Genomic DNA, 16241 nt, shown 5'->3' with positions numbered 1-16241 from the left:
TTTAATTCACCCTTTCTAATTTTTCGTTGCTTGCTGTAATTAATAAGTTTAGTTTGGCTAATGCTTTTCCAGAGTCAATGCTATGCGTCGCTAGTTTAATTCCCTCTTCAATCGTTTCCGTTTTTCCGTTTGCGAAAAGAGCAAGCCCTGCATTTAATAAAACGGTATCGCGGTATACACTTTTTTCTCCGTTCAATACTCCGAGCGTAATCTTTGCATTTTCTTTTGAATTCCCGCCTCTAATTTCTTCATTTTTCACTCTTGAAAAACCGTAGTTTTCTGGTGCAATACTCATTTCAATTATTTCATTGTCTTTTAAAATAGCGACGCAGTTTTCTCCTTGTAATGATGCTTCATCTAAAAATCCACTTCCGTTTACAATGAGCGCTTGTTTTCTGCCAAGTTTCTGCAATACTTCCGCTACCGGTAATAACATATCTCGTTTATAAATACCGACAAATTGTGTTTCTAAATTAACGGGATTCGTCAACGGTCCAATTAAGTTAAAGATCGTCGGAACGTTTAATTCTTTTCTTATTTTCATAATGCGTCTTAATGCTGGATGCATCGCTGGTGCGAATAAGAAGGCAATTCCTACATTTTCTAATAAATAGTCAATCTCACCTGGCGTACAGCTTATGTTTACACCGAGTTCTTCTAATAAATCAGCACTTCCTGTTTTACTAGAAACAGCGCGGTTTCCATGTTTCGCAACCTTTACGCCAGCTCCGGCAAGTACAAATGCCGATGTTGTACTAATATTAAATGTTTGCGCACCGTCACCACCCGTTCCGCAATTGTCCATTGCGCCCTTTATATGATTTGAAAACGGTAATGCCTTTTCGCGAAGAGCACGAACGAGACCGAATATTTCTTCTGCTGTCTCGCCTTTCGCTTTCAGCAATACTAAGAAAGCTGCAACTTCACTTTCCAATATGTTGTCACTTAATAAAAGGAGCCCTGCTTCATACATTTCTTCCTCTGTTAAATGCTGTCCCTCTACTAATTTTCGAAGATAACTGTTCATACTCTCTCCTCCTCTTTCACTTGTGCTAAAAAGGCACGTATTAATTTTCCGCCTTCTTCTGTTGCAATTGATTCTGGGTGAAACTGTAATCCGAAGAGCGGATAATAGTTATGACGAACTGCCATGATTTCTCCGTCATCCATCGCCGTCGCGAGTATGTCAAAGCATTGTGGTAAACTATTTTGCTCTGCGACGAGTGAATGGTAACGCATTGCCGTTAGCGGCTGCGTAACGTACGAAAAGATTGACGTTCCATTATGTTTCACACGTGATGTTTTTCCGTGTTTAATGCGCTCTGCTCTAACAATTTCTCCTCCAAATGCGGATATGATTGCTTGATGGCCAAGGCAAATTCCTAAGATGGGAACGTTCTTATAAAAGTGACGAATAACATCGATACAAATTCCAGCATCTTCTGGTTTCCCAGGTCCCGGTGAAAGCACAATTCCTTTCGGCTTCATCTCCTCTAATTGTTCAATTGTTATTTGATCATTTCTTACGACGACGATGTTTTCTTCGTACTCGCCTAATAGTTGGTACAAGTTATATGTGAAGGAATCATAGTTATCAATCAGTACAATCATTTCATAACCTCCAAAAGCGCTCTCGCTTTATTTAATGTTTCCTCATATTCAGCAACCGGATCTGAATCGTAGACGATACCCGCTCCTGCCTGAACGTACGCTTTCTCATCTTTCACAACCATCGTTCGAATTGCTAGCGCCATATCAAGGTTTCCTGAGAATGAAATATATCCAACTGCTCCGGCATATACATTTCTTTTTTCATGCTCTAATGTATTGATAATTTCCATCGCCCTTATTTTCGGGGCTCCTGACACTGTGCCAGCTGGTAAACAATACGCTAGTGCATCAAATCCACTCATTCGTTTTCGTAATGTTCCGTAAACTTCAGATACAATGTGCATAACGTGAGAGTATTTCTCTACTTTCATATATTTATCTATCGTCACAGAGCCAATTTCACTTACTCTGCCAATGTCATTTCGGCCTAGGTCCACAAGCATCATATGCTCTGCTCGCTCTTTCTCATTTCCTAACAGTTCTTTTTCGATTTCCTCATCTTCCTGCTTCGTTTTCCCTCTCGGCCTCGTACCCGCAATTGGGTTTGTCATCACCTTATCGTCTCTTACTGATAGTAAACTTTCTGGCGAAGAACCGAGTATAACATAATCTTGAAGATCGCTATAAAACATATATGGCGACGGGTTTGCAATGCGAAGTTTTCGGTATAATGCAAATGGATCACCTTTACACTCACTTTTCAAACGCTGGGATAATACGACTTGGAATATGTCTCCGGCTCGTATATGCTCTTTCGCCGCTTCTACCATTTCGCAAAACTCTTTTTCCGTTATGGAAGAAGTGAATGATAATGTTGATTGTATTTCATTTACTTCTTCTTCTTCTCCCTTTAGCACTTCCTCTTTGTATACTTGCAACCTTTCGTATACCTCTTCATAAAAAGCCGAATCATCTTCCCTGCATACATATACAAACGACAACTTTTGGCGTAAATGATCGTAAACGATAAACTCACGATATAGTAAAAGGTGTACTTCTGGAATATTTAATGGATCGTGTAAATCTGCTCCAATGTTTTCATATTGCCGAATGACGTCATAACCAATATAACCAACTGCTCCTCCGCAAAATGGGAATGGACTCTCTACTTGCGATGGTGCGATTGCCTCTTCTAACACTTGCAGTACGTTACCTTGCAACTTTTCTGTTTGCCCATACACTGTTCGTTCGACTTCCATACCAACGCTTTTCACTTCTCCATACGGATTACAACCTAGGTAAGAATAGCGCCCTTTATCTTGATGAAGCTGTGAGCTTTCTAATAAAAATTTCTTATTCCCTTTCATACGTCTATATAAAGAAATTGGCGTAATGCTATCTCCTTCTTCTTCAGCGATTACTAAAAATGTTTTTCCTTGCTCTTTTTGCTTCATAAATTCCTCTTTTGTCATCATGCCTTTCACCTCACTCTGAAAAATAAAAAAAGTCCCCTACATATCGAAATATGTAGAGGACGATAAATTTACCGTGGTACCACCTCATGTTGGACGCAAAGGCATCCCGCTTTATTCAGGTACAAAATATATACCTTATCCTTGTAACGGCGGAACCCGGGTTGCCTACTGAAAATAATTGTTCAGCATACCTCTCGTAAGCCCATTCCGTATATGGCACCGCACCCGGCTCCCACCTATCCCCGGCTCTCTGTAACGTCTCCAATATACGTACTCTTCTTACTTAAACGATTTCATTTATTTAATTTTTTGTACACAAAAAGGGAGTACTCATCCTATAGAAAGGACGGGTACTCCCGTGGTGCCACCTTAATTCGTTACGAATGTAACGCACTTTGCCGTATCAAAAAATAATACGTGTCTCTTATATCGATGAGATCATGTCGCCAAAGCCTACTTCTTTCGTTTCGGTTTGGAAGCTCCGAAGCCCATTCCACATCAATTCCATACTGATTCGCACCAACCATCAGCTCTCTGACATGTTCATCATGTGTACTCTTCTTCATCAACGCTTGCATTTTTTTAAGTTGCACTCATTATATTCCTCGCATTTCTAATAAGTCAATACTTTTTCCGAAAAAAATATTTTTTCTTCATTCAATATTATATTGACAAAACAACCGGTTTTTATGTAAATATAATAAATACTCTATTAAAATTACGGTTTTTTGTCAGAAAATCATATATTACAAAAGCGAAACATTATCAAAAAACGCTTACATTTCAGAAAATTCATATTTCTGAATGGATTTTTCTGAATAATCATGATAGATTATAAATATGCATAACGCATCAAAAGACATGACAAAAGGAAGGGGAACTACATGAGTACGCAGATGTTAACTTTAACTTCTATCTCTATTTACATGCTCGGGATGTTAGTAATCGGCTATTTCGCCTACAAACGAACGTCCAACTTAACAGATTATATGCTTGGCGGGCGTACACTAGGCCCCGCAGTAACAGCATTAAGTGCTGGAGCATCAGATATGAGCGGTTGGCTTTTAATGGGCTTACCCGGTGCAATGTTTAGCGTTGGATTAAGTAGTAGTTGGATTGCAATCGGCCTAACATTAGGCGCATACGCAAACTGGCTATATGTCGCTCCTCGCTTACGTACCTACTCTGAAATTGCAAACAACTCTATTACTATTCCAGAATTTTTGGAACACCGTTTCCACGACAAATCTCACATGCTACGCTTAGTATCCGGACTTGTTATTATGATTTTCTTTACTTTCTATGTAGCTTCAGGATTAGTTTCAGGCGCTGTATTATTTGAAAATTCATTTGGTATGAACTATCATGTTGGATTATTCATTGTAGCAGGCGTTGTTGTAGCTTACACATTATTTGGTGGTTTCTTAGCAGTAAGTTGGACAGACTTCGTGCAAGGAATCATTATGGTTGTTGCTCTTATTCTTGTTCCTATCGTAACAATTATGAATTCACACGGACTTGGACCTGCATTTGATACAATTCGATCGGTAGATCCAACACGTTTAGATATTTTTAAAGGTGCCTCTACTTTAGGAATGATTTCTTTATTCGCATGGGGCCTTGGTTATGTTGGACAACCTCATATTATCGTACGCTTTATGGCAATTTCGTCTGTAAAAGAAATTAAAAGCGCACGAAGAATTGGTATGAGCTGGATGATTTTCTCTGTTGTCGGAGCTATGTTTACTGGTCTTATTGGTATTGCTTACTATTCACAACAAGAGTTGACATTATCTAATCCAGAAACAATTTTCCTTGAACTAGGAAAAATTTTATTCCACCCACTTATTACTGGATTTTTATTAGCAGCTATTTTAGCAGCGATTATGAGTACAATCTCATCTCAGCTTCTTGTTACCTCTAGTGCTATAACAGAAGATTTATATCGTACATTCTTTAAACGCTCTGCTTCTGATAAAGAGCTTGTATTTGTCGGTCGTATGGCTGTACTTGTTATCGCCTTAGTTGGGTGCGCATTAGCGTTTAAACAAAATGATACGATTTTAGCTCTTGTTGGATACGCTTGGGCTGGATTTGGTTCTTCATTCGGACCTGCTATTTTATTAAGCTTATATTGGAAACGCATGACAAAATGGGGTGCGCTTGCTGGTATGATTTCAGGTGCCGCTACAGTAATTATTTGGACTCAATTCAAATTCTTAAAAGATTTCTTATATGAAATGATTCCTGGTTTCGCTATTAGTTTAATAGTAATCATAATTGTTAGTTTACTAACTAAACCTTCAAAAGAAGTTGAAGAGCAATTTGAGAATTTCGAAAAACAACATAGTCATAATCTATAAAAAGAAGGCTCTGCTGTTATCATAACAGTAGAGCCTTCTTTTTATTACAGTTCGACAATCTTCTTTTCAAATTTAACAAATTCTTTATGTTTCGTTAAATTTAACATAACACTACTCCTTTATAGTATTAGTATCAGCACTTATACAGAAAGGGGACTCCAACATGTTAGCAGCTTTCCAGCGACAACATATAAGAAAATTTTCACCTATCACAAATACTTCTACTTCTTGTTTAAACATACAACCTAATCCACCAAAAATTTCTATTGCTCCTTCTGTTATTTCAGTCATCGGTGTTCATATGGAAAAAAATAAGTTGAAAGTAAGAACTGGACAAAGCACTGAGTTATCAGCTTTCGTTTTGCCAGTGCAAGCAACGAATAAAGAACTTATTTGGACAAATATGAATGCTGATGTCATCACAATGTATCCAAAAGGTGATACGGTAACGATTACTGGAAAAAGTGCAGGAAGAGCAGTCGTAATTGTTACAACTGCTGAGGGAAAATTTCGTGACCTATGCGTCATTCATGTACAACCTTATATGACAAATCCAAAGTAAAAGAGTGGCCACGAAGCCACTCTTTTACTTGATTTCAATGTGTGGATTTTTACTTTTAACAAGATTGATGAATTGCTCTTTATCTTTAGGAGAAATAATTTCTGTTTGATGTGCACCGTAAACAATTTCAAGTCGATCAAATGATAGTGCATGGGCTGCAATTGGATTTTTCGTATTTGAAATTTGTTTTATATCTCGTATAAATATGCGCTTTTTAACGAAACCTGATCTAATAGTAATTATTTCTTCTCCGACGATGTATTTTGTTGAAAACCAACTCCAAATAAATAATATAGCTAATGGAATTGTAAAGAATAAAAGAAAATATTCTCTCCCTGCAAATATGGGAGCAAAACACGCTCCAATGATAACGAAAAAAATCGGATATAACCATACATCTTTTTTTGATGGAAATTCCACTAAACTTCCCCTCTCTTGATTTAAGTCAATGAATCTTCTCCTCTTCCCTATTACAATGAAAACAACATTAGAATAGGAGGATATATTATGACTGAACGAAAGTACGCCTTATTTGCTGGCTCTTCTCTTCTTGTGATGGCATTCATTGCATTTTTTTCTTACGGTTTTGTTCATGGAAATCTCATTGTACAAGAAAACGCGAGTACCACATTCCATAATATCCAAACTTCAAATTCACTTTTCAAAGCAGAAATTTTCGGCTGGATTATCATTTTTATTACTGATATTGTCGCCGCGTGGGCTCTTTATTTCTTTCTAAAACCGATTCATACTAGCCTCTCATTACTAGCTACCTTGCTTCGTCTTATGTATACAGCGATACTTGGAATCGCTATATTCAATCTAATATTAGTATTACTACTCTCAAAAAATACGATTGCGAATCCAGAAACATATACGATATTGTTTCTCAATGCATTCGAATACATTTGGTCTGTAGGGTTAATCATTTTCGGCTTACATCTTTTCGTTTTAGGATATGTAACTTTTCTAACTAAACAAATACCGAAATTTATTAGTGTATTACTATTCATCGCTGCTATCGGTTATATCGTAATTCACGTCATGAATACAATGTTTTCACAATATGATGCGATGATTTCCATTCTTAACGTTGTCTTTCAACTACCGATGATCGCAAGTGAACTAGGATTTAGTATATGGCTATTGATTAGAGGTGGAAAAAACTCTACTGTTTGAGTCGTTTCTTAATTCTACTTAATGATTCTGGCGTAATACCTAGATAACTTGCCAATTGATATTGAGGAACACGATTGATTAAATGAGGTCGTTTTTGTAACAATGATTTGTAGCGCTCTTCTGGTGTCGATGCAATAAATAATGTAAGTTCTTCTTGTACCTCCCCAAAATTGTATTCAATCATTTGACGTGTCATTTCTTCTAACTGTGAATATTTCTTATACATGTCCTTTTCACAATACAGGTCGCCAACTACAACTAGGCAGTCTTCTAGACACGTTAATGTATGTGGGGATGATTTATCTTGTTTATGATGATTGAAATTTGCAATTGCTTGTTCTTCTGTATAAAAATTTGATGTAACTTCTTTTCCGGCTTCATCTATACAATGTTGCCTCACGCATCCTTTTAATACAAAGTAACATTTAGACGGAACATCTCCTTGTCTTAGAAGTACTGTTCCTTTTTTATATTCTTCAATTTGTAATTCTTCCACGATTATACGCTGCTGCTCTTCACTTAATGTTGTAAGCTTTGTCATGTATTTCATTAAAATATCTTTCATTTGGTCTCTCCTTCCCCTTCAATATTTGTATGGGCAACGTATGATGTAACTCCACTTTATATTATCTTTTTTCATGCTATATGGCGGGAATTCCCCCTATTGATCTGTTTTATTTTCTGCATGGAACAAAAAAAGAGAAGTTACCAATAACTTCTCTTTTCGTATATTAGAATACACTCGTTATAATTCCTGTGTATAAGCCGGTTCGTTCACCACATTTTTTGATGTTCTTTTTTGTTGCTGTAGTAAGAAAACAGATACACCAAACAATACGAGCATGCTACCGATAATTTGCATTGCGTTTAATTTTTCCCCAAGTAAGAAGAACGCTAGTATAGATGCCCCAACTGGTTCTCCTAAAATACTCATTGAAATCGTTGTTGCATTTACGTAGTTTAATAACCAGTTATTAATGACATGTGACACTGTCGGCACAATCGCAAGTAAAAGAAAAACGGTCCAGTCCCACTTCGTATAACCTGTAAAAGGTACTTGCAGCACTATATTATAAATCCCCATAAAAATCCCTGCGAATGCAAAAACTGTAAAGCTGTAAATCCAGTGTGATACTTTCTTTACTGTTGTTTGCCCGATAAATAAATAACCGACAACTGCTATCACACTTAAAAAGGATAATATATCCCCATAAATCGCTTGTTCACTTAGCCCTAAATCTCCCCAGCCAATACACATTACACCTAGTATCGCAATTCCCATTGTCGCAATAGCTGAGTATGTTGTTCTTTCTTTAAATAAGAAAAAACCTCCAACTAAAGATACGATCGGTTGAAGTGCTAAAATAATCGTCGAACTAGCAACTGTTGTATGCTTTAAAGATTCAAACCATAATAGAAAATGAAGTGCTAAAAAGAATCCAGATCCAATTAAAAATCCCCAATCTTTTATTTGAATCTTATGGAACTCTTCCCGCTTGTTCCAAACGATTGGCAGCATAATAAGTACGATAATCCATAATCGGTACATACTTAAAATAGAAGATGGTGCTGAGGACATCTTTACAAAAACTGCTGCGAATGAAATTGCTATAATAGAAATTGCTAATGGTAGCGCGATTGATTTTTCTTGTTTCAAACTCTGTCTCCCCTCTCACCTGTAAAAAATCCCACTTCATTATATCCGTTTTCTTTCATAACTTAAATACTAATTTTTTAGATTCTTCGTACCATTATGGTAAAATAGAAATTGAGGCACCTATTAGTGACTATTTCTTTCCTTTTCACTACAAGCGTCGCTCTTACAATCATAGTAAATTTTTATTTAGGGGGATATACATGAATCAAACAATAGGGAGAATTGAAGAAATTTCATTTTTTAGTACATCACTTCAAGAGGAACTTACACTTCTTGTTTATTTACCAGTAAATTACACACCTCTCCATAAGCATACGGTTGTTATTGCACAAGATGGTAGAGATTATTTTCAGCTTGGTAAAGCGCACCGTGTAATTGAGCGTCTTCGTGAAACTGAAGAAATCGACCGCACAATTATTGTCGGTATTCCATATAAAAATGTACACGATCGTAAGGAAAAATATTTCCCAAATGATGTAAAGAATGCTGCTTACATTCGTTTCCTTGCTCACGAGCTTGCTCCATATATTGATGAAAATTATCCAACGTATCAAATGGGTAAAGGACGCGTTTTAATTGGAGATTCTCTTGGCGGTACAGTTTCTTTCATGACTGCACTTATGTATCCGCATACATTCGGTAAAGTCGTTATGCAATCACCATTTGTTGATGAAACAGTCATGAACTTAGCAAAAGGCTTCAAAGATCCACAGGCGTTAGAACTTTATCACGTCATTGGGACAGAAGAAACAGCTGTAAAGCGCACAGACGGACAAGTATCTGATTTCGTAGAACCAAATCGCGAGTTAAATAAACTTCTTACAGATAGAAATTTCATCACGCATTATGAAGAGTTTGAAGGGAATCACACTTGGAAGTATTGGCAAGCTGATTTACCGAAAGCTTTCTCTCATATTCTATCAATGAAATAATAGAGAGCAGTATTCAGAATAATTTGATATAATAGATAAAGAGATTTATTTTTCTCAAAATCTAACTAGACTTACAAAGGGAGGAATTGGAACATGAAATTAGGCATTGTAATTTTTCCATCTAAAATGATTCAAGATAAAGCGAACGGATTGCGTAAACGTTATGATCCGCACTACGCATTAGTTCCGCCACATATTACATTGAAAACACCCTTTGAGACGCAAGATGATCAACTAGAATCGATTGTAAACGAGTTACATACAATCGCAAGTAAAACGAACCCTTTCACCCTTCATGTTGGAAAAGTCGGTTCATTCGCACCTGTTAATAATGTCCTTTATTTTAAAGTAGAAAAAACACCTGAACTAACTTTCTTAAATGAAGAAATGCATAATGGTTTCTTTACACAAGAGCGTGAATACTCTTTCGTACCTCATTTAACAATCGGTCAAGACTTATCAGATGCAGAGCATGCTGACGTATTAGGTCGATTACGTATGAAAGATTTCTATTATGAACAACCAATCGATCGTTTCCACCTTCTATACCAATTAGAAAATGGAACGTGGACTGTACATGAAACATTCCACCTTGGAAAGGAGAACAACTAATTTGCACGCACAAATCGTACAAACAGATGAGCAGCTAAGTGATGCATTCTCTGTGCGTAAACAAGTTTTTGTGGAAGAGCAACGTGTTTCTTCTGAAGAAGAATATGATGAATTTGAAGATACTTCGGCGCACGTTGTTGTATATGACAATGACATTCCAGTCGGTGCAGGTCGCTTTCGCATTGTTGATGGAGTTGGGAAAATGGAACGCATTTGTGTACTAGCTTCCCATCGTAAAAAAGGAATTGGCAAAATCATTATGGATGCACTTGAAGCATACGCAAAGGAAGAGTCTTTACCGAAATTGAAACTTCATGCCCAAACACATGCTGAAGTTTTCTATAAAAAGCTAGGGTACGTAACAGCTTCTGATATGTTTATGGAAGCCAATATCCCGCACGTCGTAATGATAAAAGAATTATAAAGTGAAACTTTAATCAGTGGGGGTTTTGTTCATCCCCCACTGATTATCGGCCTTCACCAATCGGGCGTTTACGGGTAGTTGATCTCCCACCTGAATTTTGAGTTTGGAGTTTTACTGCCCGCAAATAGCGGGATAAATTTGTAGCAGGAGGTAACCCCTCCTGTTTTTTACATTGCTATTTTCTTTTTCTTCCGCTAAAGTTAAATGTTGATGCTATAGTTTTGAAGGTGAATATATGACACAAGAAAAATTTTCACAAAAATCGTTAACACATGCTGACATTCCGCAAGCGACATATCATATTCCAAAAACGTCTACCCATTTAATTATGGAGGAAGATGCAGATGCAGCGTACTTCCGTGCTTTAGAACAGCAAGGTATTTATTTAAATGAAAAACAGTTAGAAGCAGTGCAAACGACAGAAGGACCTGTTCTTACACTAGCTGGCGCTGGAAGTGGTAAAACATCTGTTTTAACAACTCGCGTTGGTTATTTAGTTAATGTAAAACATGTTCATCCGCGAAATATTTTACTGCTTACGTTTACACAAAAAGCAGCTGAAGAAATCCGAAGTCGTGTAGCAAACTTGCCTGGTATGAATCATGCTGCAAGTAACTATGTTGTTGCTGGTACATTCCACTCTGTCTTTTTAAAATTGCTTCGTAGTCAAGGATATAATCAGCAAATTTTAGCAAATGAAAAACATAAACAAATTATGATAAAGAAAATTTTGAAAGAATTGCGCTTAAAAGACGATTATGATGCTGAAACGATACTCGCTATGATTTCACTTGAGAAAAACAAATTGAATCGTCCGAAAGATGTAAAAGCGAAAACACCGGTTGAACAAGAATTCAAAGAAGTATACGAACGTTTTGAAGAGGTAAAACAACGATACAATTATATCGATTTTGACGATATCTTATTAGAAACGTATTATATGTTAGAAAATAATGCTCCTTTGCTTACTCAATTGCAACAACGTTTTCACTACATTGAAGTAGATGAGTTCCAAGATACATCGTATGCACAATATGAAATTGTAAAATTATTAGCCACGCCAAGAAATAATTTATTTATCGCAGGTGATGACGATCAAGCGATTTACGGCTGGCGAGGAGCAAGTCACCAAATTATTTTATCTTTTCCAAAAGAATTTGATAATACAACGATTATTGCGCTTAATACGAATTATCGATCCAATCCATTTATCGTCGGACTTGGAAATGAAGTTATCAAGCTAAATCAAGAACGTTTTGATAAAGAGCTATATTCTGTTCGTGATGAAGGTGTACAACCATTTTACGCACGACCAGCTACAACTCTTGATGAAGCAAATCAAATTTTGCAGCTCATTCAAGAGAAGGTAGATAGCGGTGAGCGAAACTATAAAGATTTTTGTTTACTGTATCGCACACATTCTGTAAGCCGTTCGTTACTTGATCAGCTTACAATTCATAAAATCCCGTTTATTAAACACGGTGCGAGTCAATCATTTTACGAGCACTCTTTAATTAAGCCTGTATTAGATCATTTACGACTCGTGCTAGAACCGTTTCGCCTAGAATCTCTTTCTAACATATTGCCGACGATGTATATCGGCCGTGATGAATGTATTTCATTTATTGAACGGGAGCAATGGAAATATGGTGAAGGGCGTTTCCCTTCTCTTCTTCATTTCTTATTATTAAATCCGAGCTTGAAACCTTTTCAAGTGAAAAAGGTCAATGAGCGCATCGATTTTATTAAATTTATAAAAGAATTAGAACCGAAAAAGGCATTAAAAGAAATTATTCATGGTAAAGGAAAATATTTAGAGTACTTACAAAGTAACGATCGTTCTTCCTTTACGATGCATAAAGACATACAAGAAGAAATGTTAGAAGAATTAATGGAGTCTGCAACTCGTTTCACCGATATTCCAGCTTACTTACAATTTATTGACGAGGCGATTCAAGGTCAAAAAGAAATGGAAGCATTAAAAACAATGCCGCAAAAAGATGCCGTATCACTTATGTCAATTCATAACGCGAAAGGCCTTGAGTTTCCATGCGTCTTTTTACTTGGTGCCAGCGATGGTATATTGCCGCACACTTCTTCTTTAAAAGATGCAAATGACCGTGTGACGGATACTTCTGAAGCATTAGAAGAAGAAAGACGATTACTCTATGTCGCCATTACACGCGCTAAAGAAGAGCTTTATATTTCCTCCCCGCAATTTTTCAGAGGAAAGAAACTAGATATATCTCGTTTTTTATATACTACGCGAAAAGATTTACCTGAAAAGACATCCATTAAGTAAGGGTGTCTTTTTGCATATCACGTTATGTACATCCCCTCTATATAAATTCCCTGTTTCTATCCTGAGAATTAACGTAATATCAATCATATCCCGTTCATATTGTAATAGTGTATGTCAGAACTCACGATAAGGAGTGAACATAATGAGCTGCAATTGTAATGAAGACCATCATCACCATGATTGTGATTTCAACTGTGTATCTAATGTCGTTCGTTTTATACATGAACTACAAGAATGTGCAACTACAACATGCGGATCTGGTTGCGAAGTCCCCTTTTTAGGAGCACATAACACTGCATCAGTAGCAAATACACGTCCTTTTATTTTATACACAAAAGATGGAACACCCTTTAAAGCATTTGCACCATTTGGAGGTCTTACTAGTTGTCAATCTCCAATTTTTCGCGTCGAGAGTATAGATGATGATGATTGTGCTGTATTGCGTGTATTAACTGTAGTATTAGGTGATAATTCTCCTGTACCACCTGGTGACGATCCAGTTTGTGCGTTTTTAAATGTTCCAAATTCCAAATTAATATCGACCCCTGCTTGTCTGACAGTTGATTTAAGTTGTTTCTGCGCTATTCAATGCTTACGTGATGTTACGATTTAAAACTAAATAACGATTTAAGCATGGATTGGGTGGCAGAAAATTCTGCCACCCAATCCATGCTTAAAAGGTATTATTATGTATTTTTTATAAAATTGGGAACTTGTCTAGAACATAGAACCTGTCCTTTTCATTAACTGGACGTAGAAACAGACAAAGGAGTAAAAAACATGTTCTCTTCTGATTGCGAATTTACTAAAATTGATTGCGAGGCGAAACCAGCTAGTACACTAACTGCCTTCGGTTTTGCTTTTAATGCTTCTACGCCTCAATTTGCTTCATTATTCACACCATTACTATTACCTAGCGTAAGCCCAAACCCAGACATTACTGTACCTGTAATAAACGATACAGTGAGTATAGGAGATGGTATTAGAATTCAACGAGCTGGTATTTATCAAATCAGTTATACATTGACAATTAGCCTTGATAATTCCAATGCAATCCCTGAAGCTGCTCGTTTCTTCTTATCATTAGATACACCAGACAATATTATTCCAGGCTCAGGTACTGCAGTCCGCTCTAACGTTATTGATACTGGTGAAGTAGACGTATCCAGTGGTATTATTCTTATTAACTTAAACCCTGGTAACTTAATTCAAATTGTACCAGTCCAATTACTCGGTAGTGTAGATGTTCGTGCTGCAGCATTAACAGTTGTACAAATCGGTTAGTAAAAAGCGGTATTTCTTAATTGAAATACCGCTTTTTATATTTATAATAAAAAACACTCACAGTAACATGAGTGTTTCATTCTTCATATTGTTTTATTATGTTCTTTTTTTTCCCACAATTACATCCCTTTTTTTTCACAAACCCTTGTTGCTGCAATTGTTCTTGATATGCTTGTTGTTGTGCTTGGTGTTGTTGCTGTATACTATACCACTGCTGCAGGTCATATAAATTTTGCCTTGGATTATTGCTCACAGCAAACATCTCCTCTACTGTCATTTCTGTCTATTCACTATATGAACAACTCCTTATTTCCGTTCCCTGATTCTTTTAAACTCCGCTTTTTCTCGTATTATGAAAATATATTATTCCCCCATAAAATATCCTGTTACTGTTTCAATGATCGCTGCTGCACCTGCAATAGCTAATAATGCAAGTAACGGCTCTGCAACGATAGGAATCCACTTATATAAAACTAATAAAAAAGCACTAACCCATACACCTGTACACCAATAACAGCTTAATAATTCGCCAATCCATTTTCTTAATCCTTTACCTTTTACTTTTGTAAAAGTTGATACACTTCCATCAGGCTCTGTAATCTCTAATTCATCAATAAACGGTCTTCGCAAAAAGGCTGTAATTTTATCATAAACAATTAAACGAGTAAGCCTAAAAGCAGCTAATGCGAAAATAAAAAATAAAAGCCAACTTGTAAACAGCATGTTTCCACCTTCCCTTATCTTCTTTCGCCTATTTAAAAAAAAAGGTCTTGAGATTGTGACCAAATCTCCTCGACTCCAATATCTTATTAATGTAAATACAAACAAGAAGATAAGGAGTGACATTAATGAGTTGTAACGAAAATAAACACCATAGCTCTTCACATTGTGTGGTTGACGTTGTAAAATTCATCAATGAACTACAAGATTGTTCTACTACAACGTGTGGATCTGGTTGTGAAATCCCATTTTTAGGAGCACACAATACTGCATCAGTAGCAAATACACGCCCTTTTATTTTATACACAAAAGCTGGAGAACCTTTTGAAGCATTTGCACCATCAGGAAGTCTTAAGAGCTGTAGATCTCCAATTTTACGTGTTGAGAGCGTAGACGATGATAGCTGCGCTGTACTACGTGTATTAACTGTAGTATTAGGTGATGGTTCTTCTGTACCACCTGGTGACGATCCAATTTGTACGTTTTTAAATGTTCCAAATGCGAGATTAAAATCGACATCTACTTGCCTTACTGTTGATTTAAGCTGTTTCTGTGCTATTCAGTGCTTACGCGACGTTTCTATCTAAATAAGTAAACTAAAAAACTATTGGGGTGGTAGAATCCTTCTACCACCTTTACATATTTATAAACCGGCCATATCAATTGATTTTATATCTTCTATAGATAACCTAATATCTCTCATACTATTTGGCGGCATAATTGATACGACCCCCTTTCGATACGATATTATCGATCCGACATATGAGACCGTCACTGTTTTTATTCTGCACCTTACTTTTGGAATATAATGAGGGCGGTTTAATAAAAAGTAAATTTTTTCTTCATTATTCATATCCTTAAATGATTTATTATATGGGACTGTTCTCACTGGCTCTTGCTGTTCTTGCTGCTCTTGTACTTGCTCCGCTTCTTCTATTTTTTCTTCTACTTGCTGCTCTTCTTGTTGTTGTTCTATTACCTCTTCCACAGCACTACTTACAACATTTTCGTTTCTATTACTTTCCTCTTTTTGATCCTCATTTTCAAAGTTTGTTAAGATAATTCTTTTTATTTTCGGTGCAGCAAGTTCTAAACTTACTTGTGCAATATATAACAACGGTTTTCCAACTGTTGAGCTTTTATTTTTATTCTTCACACTCGTCCCTCCCACTTCCATACG

Annotated in this window: 19 protein-coding genes and 2 other annotated features; of the genes, 10 read left to right on the top strand and 9 right to left on the bottom strand. The window is 36.5% G+C overall.

The window, feature by feature from the left end:
* Nucleotide 1: 1 nt before the first annotated feature.
* From trpD to trpE, 3 genes are read right to left on the bottom strand one after another with little or no spacing between them, the layout of a single operon-like run.
* On the bottom strand, nt 2-1027 hold the full coding sequence (trpD, locus tag BAQ49_RS06635) for an anthranilate phosphoribosyltransferase (protein ID WP_071744681.1): 1026 nt from the start codon (nt 1025-1027) through the stop codon (nt 2-4).
* The gene (locus tag BAQ49_RS06630; protein ID WP_071744680.1) at nt 1024-1611 is read right to left on the bottom strand and encodes an aminodeoxychorismate/anthranilate synthase component II; all 588 of its coding nucleotides are present in this window, start codon (nt 1609-1611) and stop codon (nt 1024-1026) included. Before BAQ49_RS06630 ends, trpD begins: the two co-directional genes overlap by 4 nt.
* Nucleotides 1608-3026 carry an anthranilate synthase component I gene (gene trpE, locus BAQ49_RS06625; protein ID WP_071744679.1) on the bottom strand — a complete coding sequence of 473 codons (1419 nt, stop codon included), beginning with the start codon at nt 3024-3026 and terminating at the stop codon, nt 1608-1610. Before trpE ends, BAQ49_RS06630 begins: the two co-directional genes overlap by 4 nt.
* Before the next feature lie 52 nt (nt 3027-3078).
* Nucleotides 3079-3323, bottom strand: a binding site (T-box leader).
* Nucleotides 3324-3365: 42 nt separating this feature from the next.
* Nucleotides 3366-3604: a binding site (T-box leader), on the bottom strand.
* A gap of 306 nt (nt 3605-3910) precedes the next feature.
* Here trpE and putP point away from each other — a divergent pair.
* Together putP and BAQ49_RS06610 are read left to right on the top strand one after the other, a co-directional pair.
* Complete coding sequence (gene putP, locus BAQ49_RS06615; RefSeq protein WP_071744678.1) at nt 3911-5389, top strand: sodium/proline symporter PutP; 1479 nt, start codon at nt 3911-3913, stop codon at nt 5387-5389.
* A 163-nt stretch (nt 5390-5552) separates the two neighbouring features.
* Nucleotides 5553-5951, top strand: coding sequence for an Ig-like domain-containing protein (locus tag BAQ49_RS06610; RefSeq protein ID WP_071744677.1), 399 nt, complete (start codon nt 5553-5555; stop codon nt 5949-5951).
* A gap of 24 nt (nt 5952-5975) precedes the next feature.
* Here BAQ49_RS06610 and BAQ49_RS06605 read toward each other — a convergent pair whose 3' ends face one another.
* Entirely contained in the window at nt 5976-6371 is a 396-nt protein-coding gene (locus BAQ49_RS06605) for a PH domain-containing protein (RefSeq protein WP_071744676.1), read from the bottom strand.
* 87 nt (nt 6372-6458) lie between these two features.
* Here BAQ49_RS06605 and BAQ49_RS06600 point away from each other — a divergent pair, with 87 nt between their 5' ends.
* The gene (locus tag BAQ49_RS06600; protein WP_071744675.1) at nt 6459-7130 is read left to right on the top strand and encodes a DUF4386 domain-containing protein; all 672 of its coding nucleotides are present in this window, start codon (nt 6459-6461) and stop codon (nt 7128-7130) included.
* Here BAQ49_RS06600 and BAQ49_RS06595 read toward each other — a convergent pair.
* Both BAQ49_RS06595 and BAQ49_RS06590 read right to left on the bottom strand, forming a co-directional pair.
* Nucleotides 7120-7695, bottom strand: coding sequence for a Crp/Fnr family transcriptional regulator (locus BAQ49_RS06595; protein ID WP_071744674.1), 576 nt, complete (start codon nt 7693-7695; stop codon nt 7120-7122). The genes BAQ49_RS06600 and BAQ49_RS06595 overlap by 11 nt on opposite strands.
* Nucleotides 7696-7875: 180 nt before the next feature.
* Nucleotides 7876-8787: a DMT family transporter gene (locus BAQ49_RS06590; RefSeq protein ID WP_071744673.1), complete on the bottom strand. Its 912-nt coding sequence runs from the start codon at nt 8785-8787 to the stop codon at nt 7876-7878.
* A 200-nt stretch (nt 8788-8987) separates the two neighbouring features.
* On the opposite strand from BAQ49_RS06590, the gene BAQ49_RS06585 reads away from it, so the two are divergent.
* The 6 genes from BAQ49_RS06585 (at nt 8988) to exsF (ending at nt 14341) form a co-directional block, all read left to right on the top strand.
* Nucleotides 8988-9719, top strand: a complete 732-nt coding sequence (locus BAQ49_RS06585) for an alpha/beta hydrolase (RefSeq protein WP_071744672.1) — start codon at nt 8988-8990, stop codon at nt 9717-9719.
* A 93-nt stretch (nt 9720-9812) separates the two neighbouring features.
* Nucleotides 9813-10331 carry a YjcG family protein gene (locus BAQ49_RS06580; protein WP_000765866.1) on the top strand — a complete coding sequence of 173 codons (519 nt, stop codon included), beginning with the start codon at nt 9813-9815 and terminating at the stop codon, nt 10329-10331.
* 1 nt (nt 10332) lies between these two features.
* Nucleotides 10333-10755 (top strand): GNAT family N-acetyltransferase, encoded by a 423-nt coding sequence (locus tag BAQ49_RS06575; RefSeq protein ID WP_071744671.1) that lies wholly within the window; start codon nt 10333-10335, stop codon nt 10753-10755.
* Between the two features lie 235 nt (nt 10756-10990).
* Entirely contained in the window at nt 10991-13057 is a 2067-nt protein-coding gene (locus tag BAQ49_RS06570) for an ATP-dependent helicase (RefSeq protein ID WP_071744670.1), read from the top strand.
* A 142-nt stretch (nt 13058-13199) separates the two neighbouring features.
* Entirely contained in the window at nt 13200-13670 is a 471-nt protein-coding gene (locus tag BAQ49_RS06565; RefSeq protein WP_071744669.1) for a CotY/CotZ family spore coat protein, read from the top strand.
* Nucleotides 13671-13837: 167 nt separating this feature from the next.
* Nucleotides 13838-14341 (top strand): exosporium protein ExsF, encoded by a 504-nt coding sequence (gene exsF / locus BAQ49_RS06560; RefSeq protein WP_071744668.1) that lies wholly within the window; start codon nt 13838-13840, stop codon nt 14339-14341.
* A 76-nt stretch (nt 14342-14417) separates the two neighbouring features.
* On the opposite strand, the gene BAQ49_RS06555 is transcribed toward exsF, so the two are convergent.
* Nucleotides 14418-14618 carry a cytochrome C oxidase subunit III gene (locus tag BAQ49_RS06555; RefSeq protein WP_071744667.1) on the bottom strand — a complete coding sequence of 67 codons (201 nt, stop codon included), beginning with the start codon at nt 14616-14618 and terminating at the stop codon, nt 14418-14420.
* Between the two features lie 86 nt (nt 14619-14704).
* The gene (locus BAQ49_RS06550; RefSeq protein ID WP_071744666.1) at nt 14705-15064 is read right to left on the bottom strand and encodes a DUF1360 domain-containing protein; all 360 of its coding nucleotides are present in this window, start codon (nt 15062-15064) and stop codon (nt 14705-14707) included.
* A gap of 125 nt (nt 15065-15189) precedes the next feature.
* Between BAQ49_RS06550 and exsY the strand changes: the two genes are divergently transcribed.
* Nucleotides 15190-15648, top strand: coding sequence for an exosporium assembly protein ExsY (gene exsY / locus BAQ49_RS06545; RefSeq protein ID WP_071744665.1), 459 nt, complete (start codon nt 15190-15192; stop codon nt 15646-15648).
* Nucleotides 15649-15704: 56 nt separating this feature from the next.
* On the opposite strand, the gene BAQ49_RS06540 is transcribed toward exsY, so the two are convergent.
* Nucleotides 15705-16238, bottom strand: a complete 534-nt coding sequence (locus BAQ49_RS06540; RefSeq protein ID WP_084667353.1) for a spore coat CotO family protein — start codon at nt 16236-16238, stop codon at nt 15705-15707.
* Nucleotides 16239-16241 lie beyond the last annotated feature (3 nt).

This window comes from Bacillus proteolyticus (assembly GCF_001884065.1).
Taxonomy (GTDB): Bacteria; Bacillota; Bacilli; order Bacillales; family Bacillaceae_G; genus Bacillus_A; species Bacillus_A proteolyticus.
This window is presented reverse-complemented; position numbering and strand designations above follow the sequence as displayed.